The following is an 18368-nucleotide window of genomic DNA, read 5'->3' as shown; positions in this document are numbered from 1 at the left end:
AATCGCAAGAGTATTACAAGCTAATCATTTGGTCAATAACATAGTCGAAAAGTTTGCTAATAAGTCTGTTGACGGGTGCGGTGGGCCAATTTGCCCTTGAGGGTGGAAATCTGCCTGGTGGGAGACTCACCGCGCTGATGGTCGATAGTTGACCACGGCTTACTGCTTACTGCTTACTGCCTTCTGCTCACTGCTCACTGCTCGCGCCTACTAGTTTCCCGGTGTCGGACTTGCTTGCTCTTGCGCCTTCTTCATGCGCTCTTTAAGTTTTTTATCGGCTTCCAGGTCTTGCATCTCCATATGATTGAGGCTTCCGCCCGGGCCACCGCTAAACACGCGAATTGAGAAATCAACGCAAGTGAGCGCTTTCTGGTTGTCAAAACCGGCGTACGTTTCCCACTGATCGACAGCAGGAAGATTCTTCCCCTCCACAAACTTTTCTACAAATTTGTCGACGTGGGGCCACTCTGGGCCATTGTAACTAACGTAAAATTTTGAGACGCGTCCATCGAACAGCGAGAAAGTAATCTGACTGATCCCGGCGAACTCAGCCTTGGTTTCGTACTTCTCCGGTCGGACAAGCAAACTGTTAGTGTTGAATTGGTTAGGCGGGCGCGATAGCCGCGCGCTTACGGCAGGATCATCTTTGCTGCCGGGGAACAACGCCAGCACTTCATCCGGTGTCATACCGAGGCGTATGCCGTTCACGCTTGGCGCTGCGGAAAGAGTGAGCGTACACGGCGGTTTGTCTTGAGTGATTGAACTGCTCGGAGACGTTAACGGCTGACTGATTGATACGTTGGCCGCATTAGCCGCAGGTGAATCGGCTGACTTCGACGCGGAGCATGCAATCGAGATCGCAATCAAAGCGATCGAGGTCAGTAACACCTGCGATCGCAGGTGAGTAATCCGTAATTTCATGGTTCGTATGATGCCATGATCGGGAAAACAGCACCACCGACGTGTTGTTTATGGAGTGCGGCGACTGGTCCCCGCTTTCGCGGGGTCCCCGCTTTTGGTGCCGATAGCGCTGACAAGTCAGCGCACTCCAAAATAAAACCGCCGGGCGATCTTTCGATCGCACCGACGGATTTTTCTTTGCTCCCTACTGCTTTCTGCCGTCTGCTACCGCTGGTCTATCCTCGCGGTGGAAATACTCCTTGCAACGCGATGCAAAAATAGAAAGTCAGGTAGGGCTGCAAATTGTTGTGTGGCTGATCGCCACCGGCCGGCGCCAGCGCATTAGGCGCCATCGAGATCAAGGGCGCGCCGGCGGGCGGCAGGTAAGGCGTTGCGCCCACCGTCCGCGCAAAAACGTTGCCTCCCGGCAAATTTGTATCCCCGACCGGAGCTTGGGCATTGATCGCATGCGTGTGCGCAGGTATCTCAGACTCAAGCAACGTCACGGTCTCGCTGCCCCCAGTCTCCCCCAGGTCGTGCAGCGAGAGTCCTGGTCCCTGTCCGGGATGCATCGGCGCGCGACCCTGCAAATCCGGAAGGGCAAAATTGGACTTACCGTTCCCGCCGTAGGTTGTGCCGAGCAACGAAAAAAGCGCGGTGTTCTGTGAGAGCGGCAACAATTGCCCATCGCACCAAGCCCAGCCTTTGGGCGCGAAGTTAAAGGGAAAGATTCTGATTTCTGCTACAAAAGGATCTGCCATGACAAGTCTCCTTAATCTGCACGAACTGTAGAATGACTCTGCACGCCTGCCTCATCAAAAAATCATGTTGGCGACGGGAAAATCCCGAACAGCGAAATGATGAAGTCAACACACAAGTACGGCTGAAAATTAGTGTGCGGCTGACTGCCACCAACGGGACCAACCGACTGCGGCGCCATCGGCGAGCCTCCCGCAGTGCTTTGATACATGTCGAAAGTGTTGGTCTGGGCCGTGACATTGTTACCCGGATTCGCATCGTTAGAGATACTGGTCGTGCCGAGCAGCGAATGTGAATGCGCCGGTATTTGATTGACGGTGAGGGTAATCTCCTCAGCCCCGCCTGTCTCGGCCAGGATAAAACCATTCCCCTGATGGATCGGGATTCGGCCGCGCAAATCGGGCAAAGCAAACGTTGACTCGCCGTCGCCGCCGTAGGTCGTACCGATTAACTGGAACAACGTTTCGTTCTCAGAGATGGGCAGCAGTTGGCCTTCGCAAAACATCCAGCCGGCCGGGGCGAAGTTGCCCGCAAACATTCTGATTTCACCGACGTATGGTTGTGCCATCTTTGTTCTCCTTTAGTTGGGCGACGGGAAGATCCCTTGTAACGCTATACAAAAAGACAAGGTCAGGAACGGCTGCATATTCAAGTGGGCCTGGCTACCACCGACGTTCGATACGGCCTGAGGCGCAAAAGCAACCAATGAACCGTCGGGAGCGTGATACGCCTGGTTTGGCGTTGGCGCTAACAAATTACCCACTGGGATTAGTGCCGTGCCATTAGTGCTGGTACCACTCAACACGTGCGTATGGGTCGGCAACTCAGAAATGCTGAGCGTGTGCGCCGGCTCGCCACCTTTTTCACCCAGCGTATGACCGCTGCCCACATGGATCGGTGTGCGACCGCGCAAATCGGGAAGCGCAAAGTTGACACGTCCATCGCCACCAAAGGTCGTGCCCAGCAAACTGAAGAGCCCCTGGTTCTGATTAATGGGCAGGAGCTGGCCGTTACATAACGCCCAACCCTTCGGCGCAAACACGAAGCTCATGATGCGAATTTCAGAGAGAAATGGTTCTGCCATATTTTTCTACTCCCATCGAGTAAGTCGGAATTATTCCACACGAGGCTGGAAAGACAGGCCGTTCGGGGGAAAAAGCCGCGAAACTCGGAAAGATCAAAGCCGGAAAATGCTGTTGAAATCTGAAGCGGCGCGCATTCTATGCGCAAGCTTTAAAGATTGCAAGCACATTTTTAGCAGGCCAGAAGAAATCCGCGGATTAAGTCGCGAAGTTGTTCAAGGGAGTTCCTCTCATTTGATAAAACAGAACCGACTCTTGAGAGGAAGGTCTTCATGGGGCGCGGGTATGGCGCATTCTCAGTGTCGCATTCTCACGTCGAACAAGTGGCCGCTTATATCGCAAGCCAGGAGGCGCACATCAAAAGACGTCCTTCGGTTACGAACTCGAGCAGTTTGTGAAAAAATACGGTTTGCACTGGCGCGAGGATTGAGATCGATATTAACGGTTGCGGAATTCTTGGCTGACTCGTTAACTCCCGGCTGAAGCCAGATGCCAATAAGAAGGACCGACTCTAAATCCGATGATGACTAATGACACCCAAATAGCTTTGCCACGCGGCGGAGCCTTAACCCTTCGTCGTGTAACGGCTGACGACGACGCTTTCCTGCTCTCGGTTTACGACAGCACGCGCGCTGAAGAACTGGCGCAGGCCGAATGGGCTGAAGGACAACGCGAAGCATTTCTCAAGTGGCAGTTCGACATGCAACGGCGCGAGTACGAAGCGCGCTTTCCTGACGCGGAGTACAACGTGATTCTGATCGATGATCAGCCTGCAGGACGTATCTGGATCGGCCGGAGAGAGGAAGAGATTCGCTTATTGGACATCGCCATACTTACGCCGTTTCAAAACCGCGGCGCCGGAACCATTCTGCTGCGAAAACTAATGGATGAAGCAATGGTGACCGGCAAGCGTCTACGTCACATGGTCTTCGTGCTGAACAATGACGCCCATCGGTTTTACGAGCGCCTGGGATTCGCGGTGATTGACGATTTGGGTGGGTACAAACACATGGAATGGAAGAAGTGATGAGTGATGAGTCACGAGATTGCGAGCTACAACCCGAAGGGTTGAAAGATAGTAGCCGGAGGTCGAAGCGCAGCGAAGACCTCCGGGAATGAAATAATCCTCTTAGCACCTCGAAGAGGTGCCAGACATCAGCCAGGCTACAAGAGATATTTCTGCTCCACCATTCATTCCCCGAATAACGCCACCGAGGTACGAGTCAGGCGCGGCCGCTATTCAGTCTTGATCAGGGGTAATCTTTCTTTTGTTGAGGAGACGATGTGGTGGTGCAAATTAAAAACGTTGAGCCCATGGGAGTCTCCGTCTGGCACCCTTTCAGGGTGTTTGCGTGTGGGATAGTTTTCCGGTGGTCTTCGACCACCGGCTACTTGCTCTCAAGCCCTCCAGGCTGAAGCCCGCCCGCTACCGCAGGCGGCTCTGACTAGGTGCGGTAGTAATTGAATACCGCCTCGTAGCGGAAACGCTTGCTGTCGCCCGCGATTGGGGTGAGAAAAATATCGAACTCACCCATCTGCTCGTGTCGCAGTTGATAGGTTCGCTGCTGAAGTAACAAGTCCGGCGGGCCGTCGAAGAACGCTGAAAAGCGCTCCATTCCCGGTTGCTCACCCTCCAGCGGCGTGTAGGCTTTGACTTCCGCGAGGGTGAGACTGAGTTCGCCCTGGGTTAACGCCACCGTGAATTGCGTGCCGACGTGTGTCGAGAATTCTCGTTCCGTTAGGTTTGTTGACATTGATCGTGGAGGGAAACCGTTGAAACGGTTTCATGAAATTTCTCTATGCCTTGTCCCAGCTCGCTGAAAGCGAGGTGTTAATGAAAGAGCTTACCGTCTACTGCCCACTGCCCACTGCCCACTGCTCACCGCTTACCGCTCACTGCTCCACCGGCTTATCGGCGACAGTGGCCGGGCCCCCACCCTTATCGTCACCGCGCACGACGCCGGATTGATCGATGAAGAAGGAACGCTTGCCGGATTTGCCGTACTCAACCGGCGTCGCCACAGCTTCAAAGCCGTGCGCATTTGTCGAGATGACGAACCGGTAGCCGTATTTGTCTAACATTTCCTTCCCTAACATCTTGTGCTCGACGAGCTCGTCGATGTTGCCATAGCTTCCGTTGCCCGCAGTCTTTTTGTAATTCTCTTCTCCGTTGGCAATCAGGTGCAGAACGCTGATGGCTATCATCTCGTTCATTTCCGGCGAGCCTTCCTTCATCGCCGACATCGCCGCGCTGGTCCCGGCGACCATCGCCAGAATCAGGTTCTTCGGCAGATGCAGCTCATGGAGTGAGCCCAGCCCTTCGTGCGAAAGCGTGTAGGTGATCGCACTCGCCTTTGGAGTCAGCTTCATCAGAAAGTCACGCATCGTCTGATCCATCGACGCCGCCTGCTTCCCGATTTGCTCCTGATATCCCTCCATCAGCACAGGCGAAACATAAACTTCACCCAGAGTCTGCCGCGACTGCCAGTGCCGGGCGCTGCGGAACGTATTGTTTGCACCCAAAGTAGTGCCGTTCATGTTCGCATCCACAACCTTACGCACGGTCTCTGAATCCGAAAGCACCAGGAAGTTGCCGACGAACGCGTAAGAGAAGATACCGGCATAGTTGACAATCTCACTGTCGCCGCGGCGTTCGTTCTGCGCCAAAAAGTTTGCTTCGCCGATACCCAGACCTTCGAACACGCGCGGCATCATGCGCCGCGCCGCATCTCGATTCTTAATGCCGATTAGAACGATCGGCATTGGTTCTGGCTTGTTCTTATCTTTCGGATCGCTGGAACTCTTCGCTGGCGGTGTCGGCACGCCCATCACGTTTGCCATGTTGGCCTGCTTCAGAGACGTTCCGATCGCCAACTCGTTTCCGAGGACCGGCAACAGCTCTTCAGTGATCTTGAAGTTTGCCTTCTTCTCGAATTGCGCGAATGCGTCCATGGCATTCTCAGCCGTGACGGATGCGTTCAGCAGTCTTGATTGCTTCAGATTCGCTTCGGCCTGTTTCTTCATTTCACGATACGTGCTGCCGAAATCGATCGAGGCCGTGACGAACACTTCAGTGTCGTCGGGAAGAATCGACGCGGCTTCGGACGTCACGGCCGGTCCCGAGATCAGTTGCGGCACGAACGGCAGCGGCAGCATTTTCGCGCCATCCTTTTCAATCAGGATCGCGCGCACCGCATATTCATCGTTGTTGAGCGCCAGCGCGACGCCGATCGCCTCAGGCCATTGTGGCTGTCCCTGGCCCAGCATGCTCAACATGCTGCCGATCTGGTTCGAAGCCACAGTTTGCGCTTCCTGTTCTTTTGTCGGCGTCGGCGTTGGTGAAGCCGCAGGACCGGCTGAGAGCACTGCCGTGACCTTCGGTCCTTGTGCGGTGACCTCCACCGCTACGCCCTCGGCAGTGGTCTGCGGTGAAGGGCTCGCCTCTTCGGCGAGTCTTTCCATCTTCTCTTGTTCGAGGGCGATGCGCTCGCGTTCTTCGTCCGAAATTACCGGCGTCGGTGAGGACTTCGGCGCGTTTCGGTCTTCCAAAGCGACATTGAAAAAAAGAAACAGCGGCTCGGCCGCGAACCGATCGCGCGCTACACGGAAGTTCTTATCTTCGGAAAGCAGCGCCGTGTCAGGCGGATGCAGTTTCTCGATCTTGAAAGCCCGGTCGCTGATTAAAACCAGCGAGCCCGCTTGCGTGAGCACAAACGGTGAGCGCATCTCGCGCGGCACTGGAGAGGCCTTGGGTTTCGCTGCTACCGCCGGCGCGGGTTTAGGGTTCGCCTCAATCGATTTAGCAGGATTTTCCGGTTTCGCTTCAGCTTGCGGAGAACTCTCGGGCGTAGGGTCGTCAACCGGGACAGGCGGCAGGACCGTCGGCAAAAAAGTCTCGAGCTTCGGCGCGAACTTCGCGGCTTCGTCCGCCGATGCGAATTCCAGCGCGGCCATGGTCGAAGGAATGTCAGTGCGCACCGGCCACGTCGCCATCATCAATCGCGAACCCGCCAATGGTTCGGCATTGTCTCTGAGAAACTTGACCAGCGATCTTAATTGCGGCCCCGGATCAGCAAGCTTGACGATCGGGTCGATGATCTCGCCTGCGCCTCCAGTCGTCAGCAGCGTCCCGACGTTGCGCACTTCGACATACATTTTGTAACTGTCTGTCGACAACAATGTGTCGAATGTTGGCTCTGGTTTGGTCCTGGCCTCCGGCTGCGGCGGTGGGGCTGCTGGTTGCTGCTGCGCCCGAACGGGTGCGGTAAAAATGGCGAGGAGCAGTGTGAAAGAAACGATCCTTGAAGCACGGCGACGGAAGGAGGAGGATTTCATGAGCGGAACCTCGCGAACGAACATTCGGGCGCACGGAGCATATCAGATCGCCGGACGGCGCGGAATAAGTTCAGTCACTAGTCGTTGCCGTAGCGAATCTCCATCCGGCGAATGCGCGTGCCGGCGGCAATCAGAACCAGCGCAGTGACAATCAGCAGTCCCGGAACAGAGATATAAGCGGGCGTCGGCTCAACGATGACGGCGAACGGTCCTTCAGAGACCGGCACCGGCACCAGCGAGTTCAAATAATGAATGACGCTGACTTTCTTCAGGACTGGGGGCAGCAGAAAGTTGATCCATTCCCAGCCGTACAGCATCAGTGACGGAATGATTGGGTTTCGAAAGAACAAACCGACGACGATGAAAAAGGCGCCGTAGCCGATGCATGCGAGCAGAGTGATTCCGGCGTACGTCAACAACTGCGACATCCCTCCGCCTTCAAAGAAGAAGCGCATGCTGGCGGAGTAGAAATGCGGGAAGAACATCAGCAGCATCGATATCACGGTAACGCCAACAAACAACACCGCCGAGGTCACTAATCCCGAAATGTACTTGCCGGTGATGAGAACTTCGCGATGGACTGACGAAAGAAAATAATAGTGCAGGCTGCGATCGACGATTTCGCCGCGGAACAGGTTCATAAAGATCCAGGCGCAGCCGAAAAAGACAACCGTGCGCAAAATGAAGCCGTTGTAGAAAACTGAGAAGACCGTTGGATACTGTGAAAAGTCGAGCCATTGACGCGATAAACCGTCCCCTGTCAGCACCGCGGCGCGCAGGATCGCGATTAGGCTGAGAAGTCCGATCGGCATCAATGCCAGCAGGTAAACCAGCACGGCGCGTTTGCCGAAGAAGTTCTTCTTCAGCTCGAGCCGCATAATGGCCGCGATTTGCCGCAACCAGAGGCGCAGAGGAGCCCGCTCCGTTGTCTTAGTGATAGTTGCTTCGGCTGAACTCATAATTAAGCGGCACAGACTTCAGTGCGATCCAATCAAGTATTCGTAAACCGCGCTCAGATCATCATCGGCCGGCGCGACAGATTCGATCTCAACTTCACCTTCCGCGACGACTTCATTTAGCAATAAATAGAACTTGTCTGGGTCGCGCGTCTTCACGAACAACCCGTGCCGATCATCGTGCACGCGCGCTTCGACCAAATGGTTGCTGCTGAACATGCGCGCGGCGAGCACCGCCGGTTTATCGCAGCGAATCAGGACCTGCATCGGATGTTCAGTGTCCATCTCATCGCGCACGCCGTGAATCCCGCCCTCAGCCACAACGTAGCCGTTGTTCAGCAAAACAACGCGGTCCGACATCATGTCCACTTCGTGCAGAATGTGACTGGAGATGATTAAGTGCAGGCCTTCCGCCGCTAGTTGCTTGAACAGCGCAATCGTTTCCGCGCGCACCATCGGGTCGAGACCGTTCAACGGCTCGTCCAGGATCAGGACGGATGGCTGATGCGCGATCGATTGCGCCAGGCGCACGCGCTGACGCATGCCTTTGCTGTACCCGCCAATCTTTCGATTCCCGGCCGGCATGAGATCGACGCGCTCCAAAGCTTTATTGGTCAAGTCTTCAGCTTCCGCTTTTGTATAACCAGAGACGAGCAGAAACGAGCGGATGAACTCGCGGCCCGTCAGTCCGCGGGGAAACGAATCGAATTGCGAGCAGTAACCAAGCTTCCGAAACAACTGCTCAGGCCTATCTGTCGGGATGCCCAACACGTTGACCGAGCCGCGCGTCGGCCGCAACAAGCCCGTCATCAGATTCATCAGCGTCGTCTTCCCGGCGCCGTTCGGCCCGACGAGACTGGTAATGCCGGGCGGAATCGAAAGCGTCACGCGATTCACGCCGAGTATCTCGCCGTAAAACTTCGAGACGTTGTTGAAGACAATTTCGGAATTCGAGTTCATTTCACGACTTCGTACGCTTTAACTTTTCGCGAGAGCAGTGCCAGACATGCCGCGCAAATCAAAAACAGCACCAGCCACGATGCCCACAGCGGCGGTTCAGTCACCAATATCTGTGAGTCACGGCCGCCGAACTGGACCGTCTGCCGTTGAAATGTCCCAAACAGACCCGCCCAAACGTTCCAAATCAACGCCTGCAGGGAAAAGATATTGGCCCAACTGGTTTGAAAGATCTCATTAACAATCGCCGCGAACGTGGACGGAATGAAGAACGCAGCGAGCAGCGCCGCACGCGACGCGACGCGCCAACGCACCCAGGCGGAAATTGCCTGCGTCAACAACGCCAGTAAAAGAATCCATACGAAGCTGCCCATGAAAATCGCGCTCGCGATCGGGATGTTCTGTATAAACCACGTCCAGCCCTCGAGATAGCTCTGCAGCAGAAACAGGAGCAGCCCGGGAATCCAGCTCATCAAAGACAGCAGAATAATGACGATGGCCATTTTGCCCACGACGTATTCAGTGCGGGTAAATGGCCGGCAAAGATAGAGCGGCAGGGCGTTGTTCGTTAGATCGCGCGAGACCTGTGACGGCCCGATCAGCATCGCCAGGAAAAATCCGAGATAGCCCTGCGGGACAACCACCCAATATTGAAAAAAGGCCGCATCGATCGGCAGCAGGTCGCGAACGTTGATTTGCCACATCGCCAGCACATTCGCGTTGTGGTGCAGGTAAATCAAAATCGCGCACACCAGCGGCCACACAAACGACAGCAGGAAGATGCCGGTGAAGATCTTTGAACGAAACACGTCGCGAAACGCGTGACGCGTAATGATCAGAAAGCGGCTCCACTCAGGCGACGTCACGCCTGTATATCGTTTGTATGTACGTTCGATTACCGCCATGGCTGTTTCGATTGACTCATTGATTCACTGATTCAATTAACCGATGTATCAACTGTTTCCGTTCTCCATCGCTTTCAGGAAGATGTCTTCGAGCGAATCACGCTTGTAGCTCAGCCGCCGAATCTGCAAATTTGTTTTCGCGGCGAGCCGATACAGATCGCGAACCTCTGTGTCGTCCTGAAGGATCAACTTCACGCGATGATCGCCCGTCACGGCATACTCGCAGCCAATCTCGCTTACCGCCGCGACAAACGGCTTTAAGTCGCCGCGCGTCTCGAGCATCAGGAACTTCTTGTTCGCGCGCCGCTCTTCTTCCAGGTTGCAATAGACGACCAGTCGTCCGTCTTTCAGGATCAAAATCTCTTCGCAGCACTCTTCAACGTCACGCAGCAGATGCGACGACAGAACGATGTTGGCCTGACCGCTGTCGCGAATCTCGCGAATCATCTTGATCATGCGCAGGCGCGCCGGCGGATCGAGACCGTTCGTCGGCTCGTCGAGAAAAATTAGTTTCGGTCCGTGTACGATCGCCTGCGCCAGTTTCGCCAACTGCTTCATGCCGAGCGAAAACGTATCGACATTGCGATAGCGCGCCTCGCCCAGGCCGACAAAGAAGAGCGCTTCATGCGCGCGTTCGAGGGCGGCGGCCGGCGGCAACCCGGACAACTCAGCCATGAACCGGACGAAGTGGACGCACGACATCTTCGCGATGAACGAGTCGCGCTCAGGCATGTATCCGATCAGGCTTTTTATTTGATTGGCATCGGCGCGGATGTCGCGCCCGAAGATGTGCGCCGTTCCCGAAGAGGGCTCGTGAAACCCGAGCAGGGTGTGAATCAGCGTCGTCTTGCCGGCGCCGTTTGGCCCCAGCAGGCCGATGGCGCGCCCGCGCAGCTCACCGTTCAGTTCGCGCAGGATGGGCCGCCCGCCGAACGTCACCGACAACCTCTGCAGATCAATAACCGGAGGTTCGGCGTTCGTAGTTTGCAAAGCTGGGTTTGATGCGACTTCGTCTGCCATTCGTTTTGAGTGTCCGCAATGCGCGGACAAGACCGGGACCGTTCAGGAAAAGTAAGAACGAAGTCCAGAATAACCCTACGAACAGCCGGACGAAAAGGTTTCCCCAAGTATCGAGGGCGAAGATCGAGATTCCGAGCGCGATCAGTGTCAGTCCGTTAATGAGAACTTTCCGATCGGGAACGGATCGCGAAGGTATAGTGATCGGCATGATTGGCTCCGTGAACTGAAATGCCAGAAGCCCGAGGAGTTGGAAAACTCCTCGGACCTCGTGACGCGATTAAAGTGTTACTTCCCGGTTCCCTTTTCGAGCACGCTCTGCAGTTCGAACGCGCTGGGCATTCCGAGCAGCGTCGCCGGGCTCAAGCCAAACGGTCCGCCATTGGTGTTCGCAGCGACTTCGATGTGATCGCCATACGCGTAGGCGTAAAGCAGCGTTGGCTCCATCGTCGCGGCCATGGCGAGCGCCTTGCTCGGGCCGGAGGGCAAGTTCCCTCCTGCCTTAGCGAAAGGCTGCACCAGCGGCGCCAGGTTCTGATAGACAAACGCCGAGAAGTTCACGTTGCCGTCGGCCGGCAGGCCCGCGGTGAACTTCGCCGAATTCTTCAGCGTCGATCCTGAGTCGTGATACCGCAGCGCCTGTTCGATCAGCGCGCGCGTCGGGCCCGCAATCATGTAGCCGTTCACGAACACGTAGTTCGCTTCGACTCCGAAGTCCTGCGACTTAAGGGTGTAGAACGTGCGGCCACCGCTGTCTGCGCGATCCCAGGCCAGACCTTTCTTGCCTTCCCTCGCGGCCTCTTTGTTGATTTCCACCACGACACGCTCGAGTGTCTGTTGCAGGCGGGCCGGGTCGTTAACCTGGATTACCAGCTTCCACGAAGGCGTCGGCAGAATTGGGCCGTCAATCGCGAAGGCGTACTCACCACCCAGGGGCGCCGCGAAATCGCTGCGCACGTTCAGGCCGTGCTCACGCTCCAACTTGTCGAGATGCGTTTTGACGTCGGGCGAGCCCAGGTTGATCACCCGCAGCAAGTCATCAACCACCGCGGTCGGATTCTTGATGACAAAGCCGGCCACCAGATTCGCGTCGGGCGAGATGTAATCGAGCGAACCCATCGGGCCAGGTTGCGCCAGCCACGAAGTGATGCCGCGGTCGGTCTGGTCGTAGGAAAGCATGGCGCGCGTGTGCGTCTTGCCGTTCGTCACTTTCTGATCGAGCACGAACGAATTCAGATTCATAACGCCAAGTTCGTTGAGCGCCTGATCGTGCTTGACTGCGTTGTCCGAACTCTTGGACTTCGTACTGTGAAGCGGGCCAACTCGCGCGACGACCTTCTCAAGGTCCGCCGCCACGACAATGCCGGCGCCTTCGCGATAGACATCCGCAATGCGGTTGCGGAAAGCGCTGGACATGAACGAGGTCTGCGGCGTCGTCGCAACCCGCTGCAACTGATCGAGCTTAGGAGAGCCGACCAGCACGTCGCCGTTGATCCAAACGTAGATTTCTTTGCCAATTTTGTTGGCCGGGTTGTTCGCGGTCGGCTGGGCCGTATTCGGATCGTCAACCCACACAATATCCGGCCCCTTCTTGCCTGAAGTGCTTAACTTCTGCACCTGGGCATCAACGAAAGCGCGGAAGCCGGCGGCGTTCTTCAACTCGGCGAGAATCAACGGCTGCACGGGCTCGCCTTTTTCGTCCATGGCGGCGCCGACGGCAATCTCTTCACCAAGCTGATCGCCGAAGTCGCGAATCGCATTGATGGCGTTGTTCATGCCCGGATCGCGACGGTTCTTAAACCACTCGCTCAGCGCCGGGTTCTGCTGAATTTTCTCTTCGATGATGCGGTTCGACTCGATGATCGTCGCGGCCAGATTCGGAACCGCCGCGTACAGCACCGTGTTCTCGGGCATCATGTCGAGCAGACGTGTCGAGTGACGCACGCCGGGTTGCGCCACGGCATTCAGGTCTTTGTTCAGCGCCGACAGCGCTTCCAGAGTCTGTGCGTACTTGGCGGCATTCTTACTCCAGGCAACCTCTTCCTTCACCGGCACGGTTTGAATCGTCGCGCTGGTGGTGGCCTGCTCGCCGGCTTTCAGAACGCGTTCTTTACCGTTGTGATCAAGATTAACTGAACCCTCAACCACGCTTACGCGCGAACCTTTCGTGCCGGCATTCGCTGAAAAGATGGTGCCGGTCACGGCCACCAGCGAATCACCGGTGTCGAGGAACAGACGATCCTTCTGCTTGGCGGCTTCGACAATTACGCTTCCCGAACCAAGATAAATAGTGGTGCCGCGCAACGTTTGATTGACCGAGAATTCCGAACGATCCTTCATCTCGATCAAAGTGCCATCGCCAAGCCGCACCGTCGCCCGCGCGTCTTTCGCGGTACGAATCACCTGCCCGCGCGCGAGCTTCGCGCCGTTTGTCAGCGGTTGTGTCTTCGTGTCTTCGACGAGATACACGGCGCCGTCAGCGGCTTGCACGGTCGCGTCGATTGAGCCAATCGGCATGTAGCGTTCAACCAACGGCCACGCGACCAGCCCCAGACCAATCACGAGCGTTGCGGCAACCGCCCAACGCAGAACGACTGGATTGAAGCTGTAGCGGGACGCCTTGCGCGTTTGACGTCGCGGCGCAACTGCGGCCGCAACACGCGTGGTGCGCGCTTCCTTCAGGGCCCTGCGGCACGGAATGCATTCATGCGTGTGATCGACGAGGAGAAGCGCGCGCGCTTCCGACAGCTCGTGTCTCACATAGGCCGGCATCAGCGATTGAAAATCAGCGCAGCTTTCGATGTGCTCAGAAGCACCCGCCGTCACCGAAGCTTCGCTTGCCGCGACGCCGGACTGCGAAGACATTCGCATCCACACGCGCTCGGCAGCGTCGTTCACCATCGCCGATTCGATCTGCTCGCCACGAATCTCAGTCGCGACCTTGTCCAGCATGTTGTCGAGTTCTTTGTTTTTCATAACTTTCGCTCCAAGGATGATTCCAATCTCAAATCCCTTTCGTTTAGAGGCGGGCTACTGCCCGCCAATTCGGAGGGCGGTAGCCCTCCGCTAAACCTTTGAGGGATGCTTTTGCAGATAACTCCCAATCTCTTTTCTCAGACGCGTGCGTGCTCGATGCAGGGTCACGCCGACGACCAGCGCCGAAGTTTTCATCATCTGCGCAATCTCGCCGTTGTCGTATCCTTCGAAATAACGCAGCGCGAACATCTGACCTGCCGTCGGCCCGAGTTTTGAAACCGCTTCACGAATCAACTGCCGCAGCTCGCGATCTTCATGACTCGCCTCAGGATGTCGCCGCGACACTAATTCGATTGCCGCCGCACCGTTCTCAACATCGTCGAAGGCCACAGCCTTCGAACGTTTCCGCGCGCGCAGCAGGTCGAGCGACGCATTGACTGCCGCTCGCGCAAAATAACTTTCCGGATTGTCCGGGACAGTCACGCCTTCTGACCCGCGTGCCAAGCGGAGGAAAACCGTCTGCAAAACATCTTCAGCATCCGCCGCGCTGCCCGTGACCCGGTGAGCCGCGCGAAATACGCGGTCATGATGCTGCTGAAAAAGTGTCTCGAGAGAACTGTTCGCTTCTGCGGACATGGTTGGCATTGCCTTGGAACCGGATGTCTTTATGCGATTCCCCAAAATAGAATTCTCTGTGTAATCGACGGATGGCGTTACAACTTTGAGCGGTTTCACGGCGGCTAGCATGTTTGTAGAAAATCCCCTTCCGCCCATAAAACGCCGCGCGTCCGACGATTATTAACACCCGTACGAACAAAATCGAAGAAAAAGTTGCATTTGCAGCAGTTACGGCCACTTTGACGCTCCCGGCCGCGGTTCATATAGTTATACGAAGTGACCCTGCTACTTAGCGTGCTGTCCTCCGCCCTGGCAATTTTTGCGCTCCAGGATAGCGTCGGTGTCCTCGCCCGAATCTGGCAGTACCTCAACCAGCCCTACCGAATTGGCAGCGTCGAGATTGTAGTCACCAGACTGGTCCAGGGCCTGCTGATTCTGATTGTTGCGATCGCGCTGTCCCGCACGCTCAGCCGTCTGCTTAAGCGCAGTATTGAAAAAAGGGCATACCTCGATCCCGGTCTCCGCTACACGCTGGGAAGAGTCACGCAGTACCTCATCGTAACTCTTGGCGCGCTGATGGCTCTGAAGGCGGCCTTCAATCTGGATCTAACTTCGCTCGCGGTTATTTTCACAGCGCTGTCGGTAGGCATTGGCTTCGGTTTGCAGTATATCGCTGCAGATATTGCCTCGGGATTCATTCTCCTTTTTGAGCGGCCGGTGCGCGTTGGCGATCACATTACCATCGCTGAAGACGAAGGCGACGTGCAGAGCATCAACCTGCGCACCACCATTGTCGTTACCAACGATCGCGTTTCGATCATCGTGCCGAATTCACGCCTCGTAAGCCAAAGATTAATTAACTGGTCGTATGGAGATCCGCGCGTACGTATTTCGATACCGGTGGGCGTCGCGTATGACTCAGACATCGATCTCATCACGCGAACTCTGCTTAAGGCCGCCGAAGATGTTGATAACGTTTTGAAAGATCCACCGCCAAAAGTGCAGTTCCTCAAGTTCGGCGATTGGTCGCTCGACTTTCGTTTGCTCGTGTGGACAAATCGCCCGCGACTACACCCACAGATTAAGAGCGATATTAATTACCGCCTCGAAAAACTCTTCCGCGAAACAGGCATCGAGATTCCGTTTCCGCAGACGGAGTTCCGGGTGCGCGAAGGCGCGCTGCCTCTGGATACAGGTGACAGATCAATAACGGACGACCGCTCTGGCGAGTGACCCAGTGGCACAGACTTCAGTGAGTTTCCGATTGAAACCACAGACTGAAGTCTGTGCCACCGATACTTGCCCCAACTTCCCCGACAAGTTACGCTGTTTGCGTTACTGAGTGACGATTCATTCATTCCATGGCTAGTCCCGCAAAGCGAGTCACTTCGCGCAACTCCAGCACCGATAAACGTGCCGCCATTCTGCGCGCCGCCACCCAGGTCTTCGCGCGTAACGGCTATTTCAATTCGAAGGTCGCCGACATTGCACGCGAAGCCGACGTGGCGGACGGCACCGTATATCTCTATTTCAAAAGCAAAGATGAAATCCTGCACTCGATTTTCGATCAGAACATGGCGGAAGCGATTGCCGCCGCGCGCAAACTGATCAAAGAGGTCACCGACCCGCGCGAAAAGCTGCGTCGCATTGCTTCACTTCACCTGGAAAGACTGGGCGCGGATCGCGATCTTGCCGTCGTGTTTCAGGTGGAGTTGCGTGGCTCGACGAAGTTCATGGAAGAGTTTTCCGCCGCCGGCTTTGCTGAGTACCTGGGCTTACTGCACGACATTTTCGAAGAAGGCCAGCGCGCCGGCGTGTTTCGCCCGGACCTGAACGCGACCATCGCCGCAAAGATACTCTTCGGAGCACTCGATGAGATGGCGACCAACTGGATTATCTCGCACCGCAATTACAAACTAGAGCCGATGGCTGATGTGGTGATGGATGTTTTTCTAAACGGCGTTGGTACGCACGCCTCTGGCGTGCAGCAGGCCGGAGGCATGCGTTCCAAATGATCGAGAAACTCTCCCAATCACCCTTCAGTCCGCCGCGAGTGCCCCTCACGTCTGACGACCCGACGACCCTTCCTGAAGTTTACGAACGCCTGGCGCGCAACCATCCGAAACCGAACACGCTGAATTACAAGCGCGACGGAGCGTGGCATTCGATCTCAGCCGCGCAGATGTTGCAGCGCGCAAAGCACATCGCGCTTGGTCTCAATTCCCTGGGCATCGCCAAAGGCGAACGCGTCGCGCTGCTTTCCGAAAGCTGCGCCGAATGGGTTTTGACCGATCAGGGCTGTCTGTTCGCGGGCGCTATCACGGTCCCGATTTATCCGACGCTGACGCCGCCACAGGCGCAATACATTTTGAAGGACTCAGGCGCGCGAGTTCTGTTTGTTCAGTCGCGAGAGAAATTGGCGCAAATGGAGGAAGTCCTGCGCGATTCTCCCGAGGTTTCGCATGTCGTGCTGTACGAAGACAACGCCGCGGGCCGCGCCAATACGTCCAGCCTCTCAGATCTCGAAAACAAAGGCCGAGACGTGCACCGGCAGACACCTTCGCTGATCGAGGAACTCGCACGCGGGGCGAAGCCGGAAGATCTGGCGACGATCATTTACACCTCAGGAACGACGGGCGAGCCAAAGGGTGTAATGCTTTCGCACTCGAACATGGTTTCGAATCTGATCGATTCGTCGAACCACTTCGCGTTTGGCGTGAAAGACACAGCCCTTTCCGTGCTGCCTTTGTCGCACGTCTTCGAACGCCAGGCGATGAACATGTACCTGCATCACGGCATGAGCGTGTACTTCGGCCAACTCGACAACCTGGGCGACTACCTGCGCGAAATTCATCCGACAGTCTTTGTCGGCGTACCGCGCATTTATGAAAAGATCGTCGAGCGCGTGCAGGACAAAGCAGCTTCCAAAGGAAAGTTGAACGGCGCGATGGCGCAATGGGCGATCGGCGTGGGCCGGGAATGGGCGCAGCACCATTCGGACCGCAAGCCGATTCCGTTTCCGCTTTCGTTGAAACACAAACTCGCCGACGCTGTGCTGTTCAAGAAACTCCGCAACGCGATGGGCGGGCGAATTCGCATCCTGGTTTCCGGCGGCGCCGCGCTGTCGAACGACATCGCGCTCGCATTTCTCGGCGCCGGTTTGCCGATCGTGCAGGGTTATGGCTTGACGGAAACTTCACCCGTGATCACTGCGGGCCAGCTTCAATACATTCGCGTCGGCACGTCCGGGAAACCGGTTCGCAACGTCGAAGTGCGCATCGCCGCCGATGGCGAGATCGAAACGCGCGGGCCGCACGTAATGCAGGGCTACTGGCACAAACCCGAAGAAACGCGCGCGGTGATGACCGAAGACGGCTGGTTCAAGACCGGAGATATTGGCTGCCTCGATACAGACGGCTTTCTCACGATTACGGATCGCAAGAAAGAGCTCCTGAAAACGTCCGGTGGGAAGTACATCGCCCCGCAGGTTATCGAACAGTTGATCAAAGGCTCGCGGTTCGTAAGCCAGGTGGTCGTCATTGGCGACAGCCGCAAGTTTGCTTCAGCGCTGATAGTTCCGGCTTGGGATCAACTTGACGCCTACGCGAAGCTCAAGGGCCTCGACCTGCGCACGCGCGGCGATTTCTGCCACAGCCCCCGCATCATCGATTTGTTCGAACGACAGATTGCCGCGCGCACGGAACACCTCGCGCAGTTTGAAAAGATTAAGAAAATTGCGGTGCTTGAACACGAGTTCACCGTAGATAGCGGCGAGTTGACGCCGACGCTGAAGGTGAAACGGCGCGTGATCGATCAGAAGTATCGAAATGTGATAGATCGTCTTTACGAAGACCAATAACAGG

Annotated in this window: 16 protein-coding genes; 4 read left to right on the top strand and 12 right to left on the bottom strand. The window is 56.2% G+C overall.

Annotated elements, in window-relative coordinates:
* Nucleotides 1-210: 210 nt before the first annotated feature.
* From VFX97_13815 to VFX97_13800, 4 genes are all read right to left on the bottom strand, one after another.
* Complete coding sequence (locus tag VFX97_13815) at nt 211-921, bottom strand: hypothetical protein (GenBank protein ID HEX5704274.1); 711 nt, start codon at nt 919-921, stop codon at nt 211-213.
* A 215-nt stretch (nt 922-1136) separates the two neighbouring features.
* Entirely contained in the window at nt 1137-1661 is a 525-nt protein-coding gene (locus VFX97_13810) for a tail fiber protein (protein ID HEX5704273.1), read from the bottom strand.
* Nucleotides 1662-1723: 62 nt separating this feature from the next.
* A complete protein-coding gene (locus VFX97_13805) occupies nt 1724-2227 on the bottom strand; it encodes a tail fiber protein (protein ID HEX5704272.1) in 504 nt (167 codons plus the stop codon).
* Nucleotides 2228-2239: 12 nt separating this feature from the next.
* On the bottom strand, nt 2240-2743 hold the full coding sequence (locus VFX97_13800) for a tail fiber protein (protein ID HEX5704271.1): 504 nt from the start codon (nt 2741-2743) through the stop codon (nt 2240-2242).
* A gap of 518 nt (nt 2744-3261) precedes the next feature.
* On the opposite strand from VFX97_13800, the gene VFX97_13795 reads away from it, so the two are divergent.
* Nucleotides 3262-3768: a GNAT family N-acetyltransferase gene (locus VFX97_13795; GenBank protein ID HEX5704270.1), complete on the top strand. Its 507-nt coding sequence runs from the start codon at nt 3262-3264 to the stop codon at nt 3766-3768.
* A 418-nt stretch (nt 3769-4186) separates the two neighbouring features.
* On the opposite strand, the gene VFX97_13790 is transcribed toward VFX97_13795, so the two are convergent.
* The 8 genes from VFX97_13790 to VFX97_13755 all read right to left on the bottom strand — a co-directional run bounded on the left by VFX97_13790 (nt 4187) and on the right by VFX97_13755 (nt 14523).
* Nucleotides 4187-4495, bottom strand: coding sequence for a hypothetical protein (locus VFX97_13790; GenBank protein ID HEX5704269.1), 309 nt, complete (start codon nt 4493-4495; stop codon nt 4187-4189).
* A gap of 139 nt (nt 4496-4634) precedes the next feature.
* Nucleotides 4635-7076 carry a hypothetical protein gene (locus tag VFX97_13785; protein HEX5704268.1) on the bottom strand — a complete coding sequence of 814 codons (2442 nt, stop codon included), beginning with the start codon at nt 7074-7076 and terminating at the stop codon, nt 4635-4637.
* 77 nt (nt 7077-7153) lie between these two features.
* Nucleotides 7154-8035 (bottom strand): hypothetical protein, encoded by an 882-nt coding sequence (locus VFX97_13780; GenBank protein ID HEX5704267.1) that lies wholly within the window; start codon nt 8033-8035, stop codon nt 7154-7156.
* A gap of 18 nt (nt 8036-8053) precedes the next feature.
* The gene (locus tag VFX97_13775) at nt 8054-8992 is read right to left on the bottom strand and encodes an ABC transporter ATP-binding protein (GenBank protein HEX5704266.1); all 939 of its coding nucleotides are present in this window, start codon (nt 8990-8992) and stop codon (nt 8054-8056) included.
* Nucleotides 8989-9894, bottom strand: a complete 906-nt coding sequence (locus tag VFX97_13770; protein ID HEX5704265.1) for a hypothetical protein — start codon at nt 9892-9894, stop codon at nt 8989-8991. Before VFX97_13770 ends, VFX97_13775 begins: the two co-directional genes overlap by 4 nt.
* Nucleotides 9895-9942: 48 nt before the next feature.
* Nucleotides 9943-10914 (bottom strand): ABC transporter ATP-binding protein, encoded by a 972-nt coding sequence (locus VFX97_13765; GenBank protein HEX5704264.1) that lies wholly within the window; start codon nt 10912-10914, stop codon nt 9943-9945.
* Nucleotides 10915-11199: 285 nt separating this feature from the next.
* Nucleotides 11200-13887, bottom strand: coding sequence for a FecR domain-containing protein (locus VFX97_13760; protein ID HEX5704263.1), 2688 nt, complete (start codon nt 13885-13887; stop codon nt 11200-11202).
* 90 nt (nt 13888-13977) lie between these two features.
* A complete protein-coding gene (locus VFX97_13755; GenBank protein HEX5704262.1) occupies nt 13978-14523 on the bottom strand; it encodes a sigma-70 family RNA polymerase sigma factor in 546 nt (181 codons plus the stop codon).
* Nucleotides 14524-14781: 258 nt separating this feature from the next.
* On the opposite strand from VFX97_13755, the gene VFX97_13750 reads away from it, so the two are divergent.
* The 3 genes from VFX97_13750 to VFX97_13740 all read left to right on the top strand — a co-directional run bounded on the left by VFX97_13750 (nt 14782) and on the right by VFX97_13740 (nt 18364).
* Nucleotides 14782-15738, top strand: coding sequence for a mechanosensitive ion channel domain-containing protein (locus tag VFX97_13750; protein ID HEX5704261.1), 957 nt, complete (start codon nt 14782-14784; stop codon nt 15736-15738).
* A gap of 128 nt (nt 15739-15866) precedes the next feature.
* The gene (locus VFX97_13745) at nt 15867-16520 is read left to right on the top strand and encodes a TetR/AcrR family transcriptional regulator (GenBank protein ID HEX5704260.1); all 654 of its coding nucleotides are present in this window, start codon (nt 15867-15869) and stop codon (nt 16518-16520) included.
* Entirely contained in the window at nt 16517-18364 is a 1848-nt protein-coding gene (locus VFX97_13740; protein ID HEX5704259.1) for a long-chain fatty acid--CoA ligase, read from the top strand. Before VFX97_13745 ends, VFX97_13740 begins: the two co-directional genes overlap by 4 nt.
* The last annotated feature ends 4 nt before the right edge of the window (nt 18365-18368 follow it).

Source organism: Pyrinomonadaceae bacterium (assembly GCA_036277115.1).
Taxonomy (GTDB): domain Bacteria; phylum Acidobacteriota; class Blastocatellia; order Pyrinomonadales; family Pyrinomonadaceae; genus UBA11740.
The sequence above is the reverse complement of the archived record's forward strand: the minus strand, read 5'-3'. Positions and strand labels throughout refer to the sequence as shown.